Source organism: Moritella sp. 24 (genome assembly GCF_018219155.1).
Classification (GTDB): domain Bacteria; phylum Pseudomonadota; class Gammaproteobacteria; order Enterobacterales; family Moritellaceae; genus Moritella.
In genome coordinates this window covers 1,455,905-1,471,016 of record NZ_CP056123.1, presented here as the reverse complement: position 1 = coordinate 1,471,016, position 15,112 = coordinate 1,455,905, and the positions used below count along the sequence as shown (strand labels likewise).

Genomic DNA, 15,112 nt, shown 5'->3' with positions numbered 1-15,112 from the left:
TAGCATTTAAGAAGTAAAAATGCACTATTCTCAATATTACCCCCTCGATGTTATCAATGGCCCAGGTACCCGAGTAACACTGTTTGTCAGTGGCTGCGAACATCAATGCAAAGGTTGCTACAACCAGTCTACATGGTCTCCAAGCAATGGTTCACTCTTTACTCAAGAAGTAGAAGATAAGATAATTAGTGACTTAAATGATACTCGCATACGTCGCAGAGGACTCAGCCTCAGTGGGGGAGACCCTCTCTTTCCTGCAAACTTAGATAGTATGTTAAAACTAGTAAAAAGAGTTAAAAAAGAGTGTGTTGGAAAAAACATTTGGCTATGGACAGGTTACACGGTAGAGCAATTAACACCGCAACAAAAACGCGTTATCCAATATATAGACTGCCTTGTAGATGGTAAATTTGAAAAGCAGCACGCCGACCCAGCCTTAGCATTCCGCGGCAGTCGCAATCAGCGCATCCTCACCATCAAAAAAAGTGATAATCCAAACGAATTTGAGTTCGCTATTAACTAAAATCTGTATTTAGTAACCACAATATATTTAGCTACATTGCAGATGACACCGCTATCACAGGCAAAAGTTAAATTTAAAAACAATAAATTGTAAAAAGATTAAATTCAGAATTTAATACTTTATGGATAGAAAGTGGGTACTGAATAATTATTCTAATATAAAAGTTCTACTATGCACGATTACTTAATTAGTAATATATGTTGAAGGGTATTTTACCCCACTCTCTCCAAGCAATATAAAATTAAGTTTATTTGACTTAAATCACGTAAAAACTATCAATCGTAACGTCCTAAAATAATGATATTTTATAATCTGTAATACAAAAGTATCACTTCCAGATCTAATTAATTAATACCTTAACTCATACCAACCAAGCATAACAAGATAAGGCACTGATTAATATCGTAATTATAATTATATTATTCACATTTCAATTCATACTAAAACACAAATTCATCACTGCCATAATAATTTAGATCTAACCACCTAAATTAAGCATTACTTTGAACGATACACGCCAATACTTGTTAATAAAATGTAACAAAGTAGACTTTAAACTTGTAAAAACTCAACGTAATTATCATTGATAAAAATGCAGCTTTTACTCTAATTGTTAATTTTTAGTTAGCAGGATCTTCAAGCCAAAAAACCGAACAATGCGTCATAAAATACTGACAACGTGTTGTTAGAAATGCTTAATATCCAGTTACGTTAACGGAACATCATTGACTTTTTTTTTAATACAAATACTATAAATACCAAATTAGTGGTACCCACTTTTAAAGATTTAACAAATATCAAACATAGTTTAGTTGAGGATAATGGAATGAAATACTTAGTTACCGGTGGTACAGGGTTTATTGGTCGATTCTTAATTGAACGTCTAGTAGAGAGAGAAGATGCACTAGTTCACGTCTTAACTCGTAAGGGCTCAGAACACAAATTCAATGCACTGCAAGACCGCGTGCATAAAAGTGTTAAAAATCGTATCAAGATGGTTACTGGTGATATCACTAAAGAAAACTTAGGGATTGATGAACAGTGGTTAGCTGAACAAACTGACCAAATTGATAACGTTTATCACCTTGCTGCAATCTACGATATGAAAGCAGATGCAGAATCTCAAGAAACGGCCAACGTTGTTGGTACACGTAATGCTGTTGAAGCATCAGTTAAAATCAAAGCAAAAAGCTTCCATCACGTAAGCTCTATTGCTGCAGCTGGTTTATTCAATGGTACTTTCTACGAAGACATGTTTGAAGAAGCTGAAAATATGGAAAACCCATATCTTCGAACTAAACATATCTCAGAGAAAGTTGTACGTGATGAGTGTTCTATCCCTTTCCGTATTTACCGTCCAGGTATGGTTGTAGGTCACTCTAAAACAGGCGAAATCGACAAAGTTGATGGCCCATATTATTTCTTCAAACTATTGAAAAAAATCCGTGAAACAATTCCAGCATGGATGCCAATGATTGGTGTTGAAGGCCGTCGTCTTAATATCGTTCCTGTTGATTACGTTGCCGATGCAATTGACTTTATTAGTCATAAAGAAGACGTTCACAGCAACTGCTTCCACCTTGTTGATCCAAAACCGTTTAAGGTTGGTGAAGTACTTAATATCTTCGCTACAGCAGGTAACGCACCAAAAACAGCATTCCGTATTGATTCACGTATTGCTAATTTCTTACCAGCGTCAGTACGCCAAGCAATTACGCATTTACCAGCAGTAAAACAGCTTACTGAAGGTGTATTAAATGACCTTGGTATACCAAAAGACGTATTAAACTTCCTAAACTACCCAACCAGCTTCGATGACCGTGAAACAGCACGTGCACTAGAAGGTTCAAATATCAAAGTGCCTCGCTTAGATGCTTATGCACCAGCGGTATGGGATTATTGGGAACGTAACCTAAATGATGATCTAATCAATGACATGACCCTGAAAGGTAATGTAAGTGGTAAAACGATTGTTATCACAGGTGCAAGTTCTGGTATTGGTGAAGCGACAGCATTAAAACTAGCACCAACAGGCGCTAAATTAATTCTTGTAGCACGTGATGTAACAAAACTTGAAGCAACACAGGCTCAAATTAAAGAACTTGGTGGTGAAGCACATATCTACTCATGTGATATTTCAGATATGGAATCATGTGATGTATTAGTTAAAAGTGTACTTGAAGAGCATAAATTTGTTGATGTGTTAATCAATAATGCGGGTCGCTCAATCCGTCGCTCAATTGATTTATCATTTGACCGTTTCCACGATTACGAAAGAACAATGCAGTTAAACTACTTTGGTTCAATTCGTTTAATCATGGGCTTCTCACCAAGCATGTTAGACCGTAAGCAAGGTCATGTTATCAACATTTCTTCAATTGGTGTGTTAACTAATGCACCGCGTTTCTCTGCTTATGTTGCATCGAAAGCAGCACTTGATGCATTTACACGTTGTGCAGCGTCAGAGTTCTCTGACCGTAACGTAAACATGACGACAATTAACATGCCGTTAGTACGTACACCAATGATTGGTCCAACAAAAGTATATGACAATGTACCGACGTTAGCGCCATCGGAAGCAGCTGACTTAATTGCTCAAGCGATTATCCGTAAGCCAAAACGTATCGCAACGAAAGTTGGTATTATGTCTGAAGTGCTTTACTCACTCTTCCCTAAAGTAAGTGAAATCATCATGAACACGGGCTACCGTATGTTTAATGATTCAGCAGCTGCTAAAGGTAAGATAGAAGACAAGGAAGAACCAACACAAGCGAGTACTGAGCAAGTTGCATTTGCAGCTATCATGCGCGGTGTGCATTGGTAATCTAACCAGTAAAAATCTCCAATAAGATAACGTAAAGGGACCACTCTATATATTCAATAGTGGTCCCTTTTTTTGATCTTTAGCTCATCGAGAACTCAATAACCTAAAACCTAATTAAAATACTTAATGCAAGCAGTCTTAACATGTTAATCTATTGTTTTCTTTAACAAGGATGTCTAAGAATGAAAAAAAATGTAGGTTTTACTCTCATCGAATTGATGATCACCATCGCTATCTTCGCCATACTCCTCGGCATTGGTATTCCTAGCTATCAAAACACCGTACAGCAAAATCGTATCGATGATGCGAGTGCATTGATTAATAGCGCTCTGAGCCATGCTAGAAATGCGGCTATTGCACATAATCGACCTTTGTATATGACTGCATCTAATAACACGCTGACCTTGGCTACAAACACTGTAGGTGCAGTTGAGATTATCAATAAAGTAACGATTGACCCTGCAAGTGATTCATATTTATCATTTAGCGATCCTGCTAAGGCAATTGTTTTTCGCGCCAACGGCACTATTAAAGCGGGAAACACGATTAACTATACTCCCGGTGATGACGGGATTAGTATGATAGTAAGTACTGATGGTAGTACAACCATGAAGAGTGCAAGTAGTACAGGTTATTAATTTTATCGTTTAACGCGTCCCGATTAAATACGGTCTCGTTAAAATAAAAAACGGCGTTAGATTAATATCTAACGCCGTTTTAAATTATATAAGCTAATGCATAATACGATTAGTTATAGAATTTTTTACCTTCTTTCGCCATTGCTGTAAGCAATTCACACGGTGCAAAACGCTCACCGTATTTATCTTGATGACGTTCAAGTTTGTCAACAAGTTCAGCAATACCGATTGAATCCATATAGTGGAATGGACCACCTAGGAATGGAGGGAAACCAATACCGAAGATTGCACCGATGTCACCATCACGCGCACTACGTAGAATACCTTCATCAAGACAACGTGCCGCTTCGTTCAGCATTAATAATACCGCACGTTCTGCAAGTGCTTTAGGATCCATTGTCGCTTCAGGTTTCAGATTGAATAGCTTGTAGATTGATTCATCAACTTGCTTTTTACCCTTCTTCGCTTTCTTACCGTAAAGGTAGAAACCTTTCTCGTTCTTACGACCTTTACGATCATCAGCCAGTAACTTATCGAATGCTGCAGGCGCTTCAAAACGGCTACCTAGCTCTTTCGTTAAGATTGGACCAATCTTAGCACCCACATCGATACCGACTTCATCAAGAAGCGTTACAGGACCAACTGGGAAACCAAAATCAACAAGGGCTTTATCAACCGCTTCGATTGGCTCTTGTTCTAAGATTACGCGTGCAGCTTCGTTCATGTAAGGCGCAAGAATACGGTTTACATAGAAACCTGCACCATCTTTAACAACGATTGGCGTTTTGCCTTGTTTACGGGCAAATTCAACAGTTGTAGAGATAGTTTGGTCAGACGTGCCTTCATGCGTAATAATTTCAGCAAGTGGCATTTTGTCTACAGGGCTGAAGTAATGCAAACCAATTACATTTTCAGGACGTTTCGCTTCAGACGCAATCTGAGTAATAGGCAAAGAAGACGTGTTTGATGCGAAAATAGTATTTTCGTTACAGTTAGCTTCAATATCCGCTACCATTTGGTGCTTCAATTTAAGATCTTCAAATACCGCTTCAATAACAATGTCAGCACTCTTCACGCCAGTATACTCAGTCGTACCAGTGATCATAGCCAGTTGACTTTGCATTTCAGCCTTAGACATAAAGCGACGTTTAACTTTCTTATTTAGAATATCATACGTGTACTTTTGTGCGTTAAGCAGACCTTGTGGTGCAATATCTTTAATACGCACAGGTACTTTCGCTTTAGTTGCAGTAACGTTAGCGATACCGCCACCCATTAAGCCGCCACCAAGTACGATTGCTTTTTTCACTTTCTTCGGTGCAACACCTTCAACACCATCTTCTTTCTTCATCTCTGTAGTAGCAAAGAAAATGCCACGTAGTGATGCTGATTCAGATGTCATTGCAAGTTCTGCAAAACGTTTTGCTTCAAGTTTTAAACCTGCTTCAAAACCTTTTTCTTGACCAACTTTAACCACTTCTAGAATAGCTTCTGGCGCTGGGTAGTTACCACGCGTTTTAGAAAACGTTTGCTTTGCAGCTTGATCGAACATGATGTTACGACCAAATTTATTCGTTTCTAATAGCTTACTAGTCAGATCACGTTTCAGTTTACGCTCAATCTTACCTTTTTTAGCAAGCTTAACAGCAACTTCAAGTAGAACTGTATTAGGTACAACTTCATCAACAAGGCCCATTTTAAGCGCTTGTTTAGCACGGATTTGTTTACCCGTCAGCATCAAATCAAGTGACTTAGCCACGCCGATTAGACGAGGTAGACGCTGTGTACCACCACTACCAGGTAATAGACCTAGCATAACTTCAGGTACACCCAATGCTGTTTTAGTACTTTCTGTACATACACGAATATGACAAGCAAGTGCTAATTCTAAACCACCACCTAAGCAAGGTCCGTGGATAGCAGCAACAACGGGAATGTTTAATGCTTCAAGTTCACCCATAACGCGGTGACCTTCAAGTGATAACTTCTCTGCATCTGCAGCCGTTTCACACGCATCAATCATAGTAACGTCAGCACCAGCAACAAAGCTGTCTTTCTTGCCACTGATCAAAACTAGACCTTGAAGGTCTGAATTTGATTTGATTTCTTTCATCAAATCAGAGATTTCATCAGCGAACTCTGCACGTAAAGTGTTCATCGTTTCGCCGGGTACGTCCATTGTTAGAACGCCAATTTTATCTTCACGGATCTCAAGTGAAAATGTTTTATCTTGCTGACTCATTACGCACTCTCCACAATCATTGCTACACCTAGACCACCAGCAGCACATGCAGCCGTTAACCCTAGACCACCACCACGACGTTTCAATTCATGCAATGTTTGCGTGATCATACGTGCGCCAGTCGCTGCAAATGGATGACCATATGCAAGTGAACCACCAAGTACGTTGAACTTACTTTCGTCGATGTTAGCAACGCGTTCTGGACGACCTAGTTTTTCCTGTGCAAACGTGTCTGACTCTAGACATTTTAGGTTTGCTAATGTCTGTGCAGCAAATGCTTCATGCATATCAAATAACGCTAAGTCGTCAAATTTAATACCTGCACGATCTAACGCTTCTGGTATCGCATATGATGGGCCGATTAGACCATCAACATCAGCAGGTACTGCAGCGTAAGCATAACTGCGAATATAACCAAGTACTTCTAGACCTAGTTCTTTCGCACGACCTTCACTCATTAATAATACCGCAGAAGCGCCATCTGTTAGTGGGGTACTTGTTGCTGCAGTAACAGTACCGTGTTTACGGTCAAATGCAGGACGCAATTTAGCGTAACCTTCAACTGTCGAGTTTTTACGAATGTTGTTATCTTCAGAAATAAATGACTTCATTGGCTCTGGATAAGCTGTCATTACTTCATCTTTTAACTTACCTTCTTCCCATGCTTTAGCTGCAAGAGAATGAGAACGGTGAGCAAATTCATCTTGCGCTTGACGCGTAATGCTATAAGACTTAGCCATTTGCTCTGCAGTTTGTCCCATCGTGATACCAGTACTGTATTCTGAAACAGCCGGAGCGACAGGTAGTAAATCTTTCAAGCTTAGCTTACGGGCAATTTTTAATTTATCACTCGTCGTCTTCGCTTTACTCAAGTTAATTAACTGATGAGCTAATTTTTTAGATACACCAATTGGCACAACTGAAGATGAATCTGCACCACCAGCAACACCACAATCAATCGAACCAGCCATAATAGACTCGGTCACATTTGAAATAGCTTGGAAACTCGTCGCACATGCACGCGACACACTGTATGCATCGGTACTTATGTCCATGCCAGTGCCTAATACGATTTCACGCGCGATGTTTGGCGCTTCTGGCATTTGAACTACTTGTCCAAATACAACTTGCTGAACAATCTTAGGATCAATGTCGTTACGAGTAAGCATCTCATTAACAACCATTTTGCCTAAATCTAATGCTGGAACCCCATGATACGCTGTTGCTTGTTTAGCAAACGGGGTACGCAATCCAGTGACCACCGCGATACGATCGCCGTTGCGGGTGGTTAGGCTTTGTACTTTAGCCATCACTTATCCTCATTCCGTTAAGTAAAAGAGGTCAGACCTCATAAAATTAAGTCAATGTTAACCTTTTAGTCACAATATTCAAACATTAGTTTGAAAATTGAGTCTTTCATCTTAGATATGTGTTCTAAAAGATAACGTTGTGTAAAAAAATAATACTAAATAATAGTCATATCAACCTAAAGAGGTTTTGTATGTAGAGATATTACTCATCATTTGTATTATAAAGTAGTCATAACCAGTAAAGTTCTGTAAAACATTTCATAAAAATCTCTATAAAATGTTTGTAAATCTTTCTAAAAAATAAATTGGAACTTTTACAGTCGCAGCATTGTCGGTAAAGTAATGTTTAAATTAACTTTATACGATAGATAATTATGCCAAAAACGAACTTTAATCAATTAAGAGGCTATCTTAACAGCCAAATCCTTGGGCAAGCTAAGCTTGTCGATAATTTATTAATAGCGCTACTCGCAGATGGTCACATATTAGTTGAGGGACCACCTGGGTTGGCTAAAACACGTGCAGTAAAAGCACTCGCCGATAGCTTAGAAGCCAATTTCCATCGTATTCAATTTACACCCGATTTACTGCCTGCGGATTTAACTGGTACTGACATTTACCGTGCCGAAACCGGCACCTTCGATTTTCAACCCGGTCCCCTATTCCACAATATTGTACTTGCAGACGAGATTAACCGTGCACCTGCTAAGGTACAGTCTGCACTGCTAGAAGCTATGGCCGAACAGCAGATAACCGTTGGCAACAAAACCATGTTATTGCCAAAGCTATTTATGGTAATGGCAACGCAGAACCCAATTGAGCAAGAAGGCACGTATCCACTACCAGAAGCCCAGCTCGATCGCTTCATGCTACATCTGGAAATTGACTACCCAGATAAAGACACTGAATTACAGATTTTACGTTTAGCAACACAAGAAGCACAGCAACATACCAGTGCTCCAATAACCCAAATAAGCCAACAAGCAATCATGCAAGCGCGAGAAGAAGTGCTCAATATTCACCTTGCTCCCGCACTCGAACATTATCTTGTTGATTTGATCATGGCGACTCGACACCCTGAAACATTAGATGCGCAACTGGCCAGCTGGATCACCTTTGGTGCAAGCCCCCGTGCAACGATATCCCTTGCCCGTTGTGTGCGTGCTCGCGCATGGTTACACGGTCGTGACCATGTATTACCAGAAGATATTCAAGCTTGCCTCTACCCAATTTTACGTCATCGCTTGTTATTAAGTTTTGAAGCAGAAGCCGATGGTATTACAGCCAATCAAGTCATTGACCGTATTTTGTCATTAATTGCACTTTCGTAAACTGAGTTAGCCTATGTCAGCAATCAATGTCACGATAAAAGAATTACAACAATACAGCTATCAAGCCAACAGTATCTTAGCGAACAAAACCTTAGCGAAAGCAAAGTTGGCGGGCGGTCATTTATCACCAATAAAAGGCCGAGGCATGGAGTTTAACGAATGTCGTCAATACCAACCCGGTGATGATATTCGCAGTATTGATTGGCGCATTACCGCTCGCACAGGTAAAACCTACTGTAAATTATTCAGTGAAGAAAAAGAACGCCCTGTTTATATGCTACTCGACCTTTCTTCAAGCATGTATTTTGGTAGTCAGTATCGATTGAAATCAGCTCAAGCTTGTCATTTGACAGCACTACTTGCGTGGGCAACAAAACATAAAAGCGATCGTGTGGGTGGGGTAATCATTGGTGCTTTTGGCCATAAAGAATTAAAACCACAGCGCCAACAGCGTGGCATTATGCAATTATTGAGTGAAGCAGTCACTTTACATAATCTACAACTAGAACCGTCATCTATAAATGATAATGAACCAAGCTCTGCAGAATCCCTTTCGGGTGCGCTCACTCGTTTACGCTTGCTGTGTAAAACCGGTAGCCATATTATGATCATCAGTGATTTTCTGAATCTTGATGACAAAGCACAAAAGCAACTCGCGTTGTTAAAACGCCATAACGAGGTTGAAGCTTGGCAGATTTACGACCCTTTAGAGCTTTCTCTCCCTCACATTTCTGGTAACGTGCGCCTCGCTGTTTCTGATGGTAAACAACAAGGCTTTGTTAGCCCGAGTAATGCAGAAAACCGTCTGAAATATCAACAGCAAGCCGATTTAAAACAACAAGCATTAAGACAAATAATGAATAGATATGGTATTCGCCACCACAGAATAAGTAGCGGTGAGTCATTATTAAGTCAAATTAAAGGTAATAAATAAAGCACATGGATCCGTTAGCACAATTAAAAGATATTCATTTGCCTGCCCCAGTATCGGCTTGGCCCTTATCATTGTATTGGTGGCTCGTTATTATAGCAGTACTATTGATGATAGGATTAACAGCCTATGGCATATCTCGCTATATCAAAAAAACACGATTAACACGCCTAGCTTTAGCTGAGTTACTCCAAATGCAACAACAGGGTTGTGATGTTAATGACCTGCATCACCTGCTTAAACGTATTACGCTAACCAGTTATTCGCGTGAAACAGTCGCCTCTTTACACGGTGAAGCCTGGCTAAACTTTCTCGACCAACAAGCCAGTTCTAAAAAGCATGTCTTTACTGCATTTTCAGAAAATACAGCATTATGGACACTTGATTTATACAGCGCAAAACCAAACGTAATCGCTAATACATTACATTTTAAAACGTGCCGAGACTGGATAAAGAAAACACCACTTATGCCTGTCGATTGCAATGTGAACAACAAGCTTAAGCACAGAGTGGAAAAAAGTGTGGAGAACAGTAATGTTTGAACTTAACTGGCCTTGGCTTCTAATTTTATTGCCATTACCCCTGCTTATTCGTTTTTTTAGCCGCGCAGGTCAACCTCAGTTACCATTAGTGTTGCCCAATCTACCTTATATTGATACAAGCACAAATACGACAGCAAAAAAGCCCCGTTCTATGCTGATTTTGACATTAGTATGGTTATGTCTTGTTATTGCATCAGCTCGACCTATGTGGATAGGTGAACCACAGTCTATCCCACAAAAGGGACGTGAAATGATGCTTTCAGTCGATTTATCGGGTTCAATGCAAATTGAAGACATGCAAATTAATAACCGGATGGTCGATCGGTTATCGTTAGTGAAAACGGTCGTTGCCGACTTCATTCAACAACGTAAAGGCGACCGTGTGGGCCTTATCTTCTTTGCTGATAATGCCTATTTACAGGCCCCGCTCACTTTTGATTTAAAAACCGTCAGTGGTTATATGGAACAAGCGGTTCTCGGGCTTGTTGGTGAACAAACTGCGATCGGTGAAGGGATTGGTTTAGCATTAAAGCGCTTTGATGCCGCAGACAACCCACAAAAAGTATTAATATTACTTACCGACGGTCAGAATAATGCTGGTGAAGTAAAGCCACTTGAGGCCGCTAAGTTTGCAAAAGAACAAGGTGTTAAGATTTATACCATTGGTATCGGTGCTGACTCTTATTACAAACGTACACTCTTTGGTAATCAAAAAGTGGACCCTTCACGCGACCTTGATGAAAAAACATTAAAAGCAATCGCTGCACAAACAGGCGGACAATACTTCCGTGCTCGTGACGCAGAGAGTTTAATGAACATCTACGCTGAACTCGACAAACTTGAGCCTGTAGAACAAGCACAGCAACAATTTAGACCCCAAACAGATCTGTTTCACTGGCCACTAGCAATCGCCCTATTATTGTCCATTTTCGCCTGCTATTTACGTCAAGGCCCACTATTTACAGCAAGGAATAAGAGCCATGACTGATTTTATGTTATTACGTCCATTATGGTTATTAGCCTTATTGCCACTTGTCGCACTTGCTTGGTATTTCCGCAAAAACAGTCAAGATAAAGGTTGGAATACAGTACTATCACCTGAAATTGCTCAATTTTTACTTGCGCAACAGCAGCCAACAACAAAAACGAATCATTTCTTTATACCGTTAGTGTCTGTTTGGGTACTGACGACCCTTGCGCTGTCAGGCCCTAGCTTTAGTTATACCGAGCGTCCGGTAGCCAGTATCTCACAAGCAAAAGTAATGGTATTAGATATGTCGCTATCAATGCGAGCAACAGATCTGAAACCAAATCGATTAGCGCAATTACGTTTTAAAAGCACAGATATTCTCAATAGTGTCAAAGAAGGCGAAATCGGCTTAGTGGCTTACGCTGGTGATGCATTCGTGATCTCCCCCTTAACAACGGACACCAGCACACTGCTTAACTTGTTACCCAATTTATCGCCTGAAATAATGCCAATAAAAGGTTCTAAACCCGAAGTTGGTATTAACCAAGCAATTGAATTATTAACAAATGCAGGCTATCAGCAAGGACAAATACTACTGATTACTGATGGCATTAGTGCTGCTCAAGCAGATAGTATCAACGCAATATTAAAAGACAGCGATTACAGTTTGTCTATTCTTGGTGTAGGTACAGCACAAGGGGCACCGATTCAGCTGAAGAATGGTCAGTTGCTCAAAAACAACCAAGGTACGATTGTTGTTCCTCAACTAGATGCTGCACTATTAAGAAAAACAGCACAAACTAACTCAGGGCAAGCGCAAGTAATTACACATGGCAGTCAAACCTTGGTAGACCTGTTTAATCACCCTTCCAGTTTTAAAAGTAGTCAAAATAGCCAAAAAACAGATCTTACAACTGTTCAACGAAATGATGATGGCATTTGGTTGCTGCCTTTAATCGCACTGCTCGCTGCCTTTAGTTTTCGTAAAGAGTTGTTTTTTAGCTTTTTATTGGTTTTTTTATTACAGCCTGAATCAAGTTATGCCGCTGAAACCTCTATTTGGAATAACAGTAACGAAAATGCTTCACTGTTATATCAAAATAAGCAATATCAACAGGCCGCGGACTCTTTCTCTGACTCAAATTGGCAAGCCAGTGCGCTATATAAGGCAGGTGAATATCAGCAGGCTATCGATCTGTGGGCAGATGAACCAAGCAGCGACGCTTCATATAATCGAGGTAATGCTTTAATGCAACTAGGTAACATTGATGATGCTGCTAAAGCCTATGAACAAGCATTAACGCTAAACCCAGAAAATACCGATGCAAAAGAGAACCTTAAACTTGCTAAGAAGATGAAACAACAACAGAAAAAACAGCAAGGCGACAAAGACAGTCAGAGCCAACAAGACAGTCAGAGCCAGCAAGACAGTCAGAGCCAGCAAGACAGTCAGAACCAACAAGACAGTCAGAACCAACAAGACAGTCAGAACCAACAAGACAGTCAGAGCCAACAAGATAGTCAGAGCCAACAAGATAGTCAGAGCCAACAAGATAGTCAGAGCCAACAAGATAGTCAGAGCCAACAAGATAGCCAGAGCCAGCAAGACAGTCAGAGCCAGCAAGACAGTCAGAACCAGCAAGACAGTCAGAACCAGCAAGACAGTCAGAACCAGCAAAAGGATCTGGAACAATCTGCCTTAGCAGAACAAAGTGAAACAGATAATGCTCCAGAAGGAAGTAGCGGTCAAAATTTGTCAGCAGCACAGCAAACACCGTTAGAAAAAGAACAACAGCAACGCTTACAGAAATGGCTACGGAATATTCCAGATGATCCTTCTCTGTTATTAAGAAATAAAATGTATATCGAAAGTCAGCAACGTAATGCTGAGTCAAATCTGAATAATAGTGCGGAGCAAATATGGTAAAGGTAGTGCACAGTAATCACCGTGCTTTTAAATTCTCATTCATGACAAATTTTCTCGTCATAGCGAGCTTGTTATTCTCGATAAGCTTTCAGGCAAATGCGGCATTAAAGATCACGGCATCTGTTAACCAGAATCCCGTTGTACAAGGGAACAGTTTCATACTTGAACTCCGTGCGAATGAAAATATTAGTGCAAGTGACTGGGATAGCTCAGCGCTACTTGCTGACTTTGTTGTGGGCAGAACATCCACAAACAGCCAAACATCCTATATGAACGGTAAAAAATCACATCTTACAACCCTCTCAACTGTATTAATGGCGAGAAATATAGGTCGTTACACTATTCCTGCATTTACAATTGAAGGAGCTAAAACACAACCAATAAAAGTAAGTGTCATTTCACCATCTACCGCGAGTAGTCGCGGGCTGGATAATCGGAATATCGAATTAAAAGTTGATGTAACAGAACAAGATATTTATGTAGGTCAGCAGTTTATTTACACTACGACTTTATATATAGCTCAAAATACAGAGATGCAAACTGGTAACTTAACCGAACCAACGACTGAAGACGGAACAATCAAACAAATTGGGAAAGATGAAAATGCAAGCCAGGTGATTAACGGCCGACGCTTCCAAACCATCACTCGCCAATATGCAATCACAATCAACTCTGCCGGACTAACAACAATATTACCAAGTCGCTTTGAAGGTCAAGTCAGCACCGCAAAACGCGGCTATCGCTTTGGCCCTTCGACACCAGTAATCATCCAAGCAAAAAAATTAAATTTGAACATCAAACCTCAGCCTATTGATTATAAGGGTGAATGGTTAATCAGTGATTTTGTGCAACTCGATGAAGAACTTCAACCATCACAAAATAGCTACCCGCAAGGAGAGCCAATCACACGAACTGTAACCCTCACTGTTGCGAATGTAGATAAGTCAGCCCTACCCAATTTAGCGGTTCACTGGCCTCAAACTGTCAAGGTCTACCCAGATAAACCACAGCTCACTAGTTTTGCACAGCAAGAGAATTACTTCTCTCAACAGATACTCAGTTTTGCTATCATTCCCAATCAACTGGGCGAACTAACACTACCAGAAATATCAGTACCTTGGTTTAATAGTAAAACGCAGCAACAAGAATGGGCAAGACTACCCGCTAAAACAATCACAATAATTGCGAATGAAAATGCCCAAGTAAGTAACCTTCCAGCGATCACCGTGGCAGATAACGAGATAAGTGCACAGAACTTATCGACAGCACCAACCGAATCTCCGATATGGCGCTGGCTGACATTTATTTTTGCTATTTTATGGTTATTAACCTGCGCCGTTTGGTTTATTTTTCATAAACAGAGTCAACAGAACCCTAAACAGGAAAAAGTCGTTACCGCTAAAACAGATAATATTTGGCCACAGTTACAAGCCGCGTTGAAGAACAATGATGCGAATCAAAGCTGCCAGCTATTAAACTTATGGTTTAAACAGCAATGGCCCGAAGTCAAAGACTCACAACTTAACTTGTTGCCAATAAGTCAGGAATGCCAACAAGCTTGCCAAGTATTATTTACATTTACTTATGGCCATAACACTGAGGCAGCGACTTGGAATGGGCAGCATTTATTAACGCTATTAAGTAAAGTTAACCGAGTTAAAGGGAAAGTAACAAAAAACCAACAAACCAACATTAAGTCACAACTTAACCCATAATATTTCCGTCTAAAAATAACGAAACTGATTTAATTAACACAAAATCAGTTTCGTTTACGAAAATAAGGTTTCACATAAATGTTCGATATGAAGCATTAAAAACCCAGCAACAAGTGCTCGAACATTAACCATCCGCGTTTAAACATGAAAATGAAACGT

Annotated in this window: 11 protein-coding genes; 9 read left to right on the top strand and 2 right to left on the bottom strand. The window is 40.1% G+C overall.

Translation table 11 applies throughout. The annotated features are described in order from the left end of the window. Positions 1 to 19 precede the first annotated feature (19 nt). The 3 genes from nrdG to HWV00_RS06645 all read left to right on the top strand — a co-directional run bounded on the left by nrdG (position 20) and on the right by HWV00_RS06645 (position 3,985). Complete coding sequence (gene nrdG / locus HWV00_RS06655) at positions 20 to 523, top strand: anaerobic ribonucleoside-triphosphate reductase-activating protein (protein WP_211685332.1); 504 nt, start codon at positions 20 to 22, stop codon at positions 521 to 523. Positions 524 to 1,349: 826 nt separating this feature from the next. Continuing rightward, positions 1,350 to 3,347: an SDR family oxidoreductase gene (locus HWV00_RS06650; RefSeq protein WP_211685331.1), complete on the top strand. Its 1,998-nt coding sequence runs from the start codon at positions 1,350 to 1,352 to the stop codon at positions 3,345 to 3,347. A gap of 182 nt (positions 3,348 to 3,529) precedes the next feature. Then, positions 3,530 to 3,985: a GspH/FimT family pseudopilin gene (locus HWV00_RS06645; protein WP_211685330.1), complete on the top strand. Its 456-nt coding sequence runs from the start codon at positions 3,530 to 3,532 to the stop codon at positions 3,983 to 3,985. A 109-nt stretch (positions 3,986 to 4,094) separates the two neighbouring features. Here the strand turns inward: HWV00_RS06645 and fadJ are convergent, their stop codons facing one another. Then, complete coding sequence (gene fadJ / locus HWV00_RS06640; RefSeq protein WP_211685329.1) at positions 4,095 to 6,227, bottom strand: fatty acid oxidation complex subunit alpha FadJ; 2,133 nt, start codon at positions 6,225 to 6,227, stop codon at positions 4,095 to 4,097. Continuing rightward, positions 6,227 to 7,537, bottom strand: a complete 1,311-nt coding sequence (gene fadI / locus HWV00_RS06635) for an acetyl-CoA C-acyltransferase FadI (RefSeq protein WP_211685328.1) — start codon at positions 7,535 to 7,537, stop codon at positions 6,227 to 6,229. The genes fadJ and fadI overlap by 1 nt, the downstream gene beginning before the upstream one ends. A 374-nt stretch (positions 7,538 to 7,911) precedes the next feature. Here fadI and HWV00_RS06630 point away from each other — a divergent pair, with 374 nt between their 5' ends. The 6 genes from HWV00_RS06630 to HWV00_RS06605 are packed head-to-tail and all read left to right on the top strand — an operon-like array spanning position 7,912 to position 14,953. Beyond that, the gene (locus tag HWV00_RS06630; RefSeq protein ID WP_211685327.1) at positions 7,912 to 8,868 is read left to right on the top strand and encodes a MoxR family ATPase; all 957 of its coding nucleotides are present in this window, start codon (positions 7,912 to 7,914) and stop codon (positions 8,866 to 8,868) included. Between the two features lie 13 nt (positions 8,869 to 8,881). Beyond that, on the top strand, positions 8,882 to 9,802 hold the full coding sequence (locus HWV00_RS06625) for a DUF58 domain-containing protein (protein WP_211685326.1): 921 nt from the start codon (positions 8,882 to 8,884) through the stop codon (positions 9,800 to 9,802). 5 nt (positions 9,803 to 9,807) lie between these two features. Next, entirely contained in the window at positions 9,808 to 10,341 is a 534-nt protein-coding gene (locus tag HWV00_RS06620; RefSeq protein WP_211685325.1) for a DUF4381 domain-containing protein, read from the top strand. Beyond that, the gene (locus HWV00_RS06615; RefSeq protein ID WP_211685324.1) at positions 10,334 to 11,329 is read left to right on the top strand and encodes a VWA domain-containing protein; all 996 of its coding nucleotides are present in this window, start codon (positions 10,334 to 10,336) and stop codon (positions 11,327 to 11,329) included. The genes HWV00_RS06620 and HWV00_RS06615 overlap by 8 nt, the downstream gene beginning before the upstream one ends. After that, on the top strand, positions 11,322 to 13,238 hold the full coding sequence (locus HWV00_RS06610; RefSeq protein WP_211685323.1) for a VWA domain-containing protein: 1,917 nt from the start codon (positions 11,322 to 11,324) through the stop codon (positions 13,236 to 13,238). Before HWV00_RS06615 ends, HWV00_RS06610 begins: the two co-directional genes overlap by 8 nt. Further along, a complete protein-coding gene (locus HWV00_RS06605; protein ID WP_211685322.1) occupies positions 13,232 to 14,953 on the top strand; it encodes a BatD family protein in 1,722 nt (573 codons plus the stop codon). The genes HWV00_RS06610 and HWV00_RS06605 overlap by 7 nt, the downstream gene beginning before the upstream one ends. Positions 14,954 to 15,112: the final 159 nt, after the last annotated feature.

Bases quoted from the DNA above. Each gene is read 5' to 3' on its own strand.
- nrdG (WP_211685332.1), top strand. From the start codon at position 20: ATGCACTATTCTCAATATTACCCCCTCGATGTTATCAATGGCCCAGGT.
- HWV00_RS06650 (WP_211685331.1), top strand. From the start codon at position 1,350: ATGAAATACTTAGTTACCGGTGGTACAGGGTTTATTGGTCGATTCTTA.
- HWV00_RS06645 (WP_211685330.1), top strand. From the start codon at position 3,530: ATGAAAAAAAATGTAGGTTTTACTCTCATCGAATTGATGATCACCATC.
- fadJ (WP_211685329.1), bottom strand. From the start codon at position 6,227: ATGAGTCAGCAAGATAAAACATTTTCACTTGAGATCCGTGAAGATAAA.
- fadI (WP_211685328.1), bottom strand. From the start codon at position 7,537: ATGGCTAAAGTACAAAGCCTAACCACCCGCAACGGCGATCGTATCGCG.
- HWV00_RS06630 (WP_211685327.1), top strand. From the start codon at position 7,912: ATGCCAAAAACGAACTTTAATCAATTAAGAGGCTATCTTAACAGCCAA.
- HWV00_RS06625 (WP_211685326.1), top strand. From the start codon at position 8,882: ATGTCAGCAATCAATGTCACGATAAAAGAATTACAACAATACAGCTAT.
- HWV00_RS06620 (WP_211685325.1), top strand. From the start codon at position 9,808: ATGGATCCGTTAGCACAATTAAAAGATATTCATTTGCCTGCCCCAGTA.
- HWV00_RS06615 (WP_211685324.1), top strand. From the start codon at position 10,334: ATGTTTGAACTTAACTGGCCTTGGCTTCTAATTTTATTGCCATTACCC.
- HWV00_RS06610 (WP_211685323.1), top strand. From the start codon at position 11,322: ATGACTGATTTTATGTTATTACGTCCATTATGGTTATTAGCCTTATTG.
- HWV00_RS06605 (WP_211685322.1), top strand. From the start codon at position 13,232: ATGGTAAAGGTAGTGCACAGTAATCACCGTGCTTTTAAATTCTCATTC.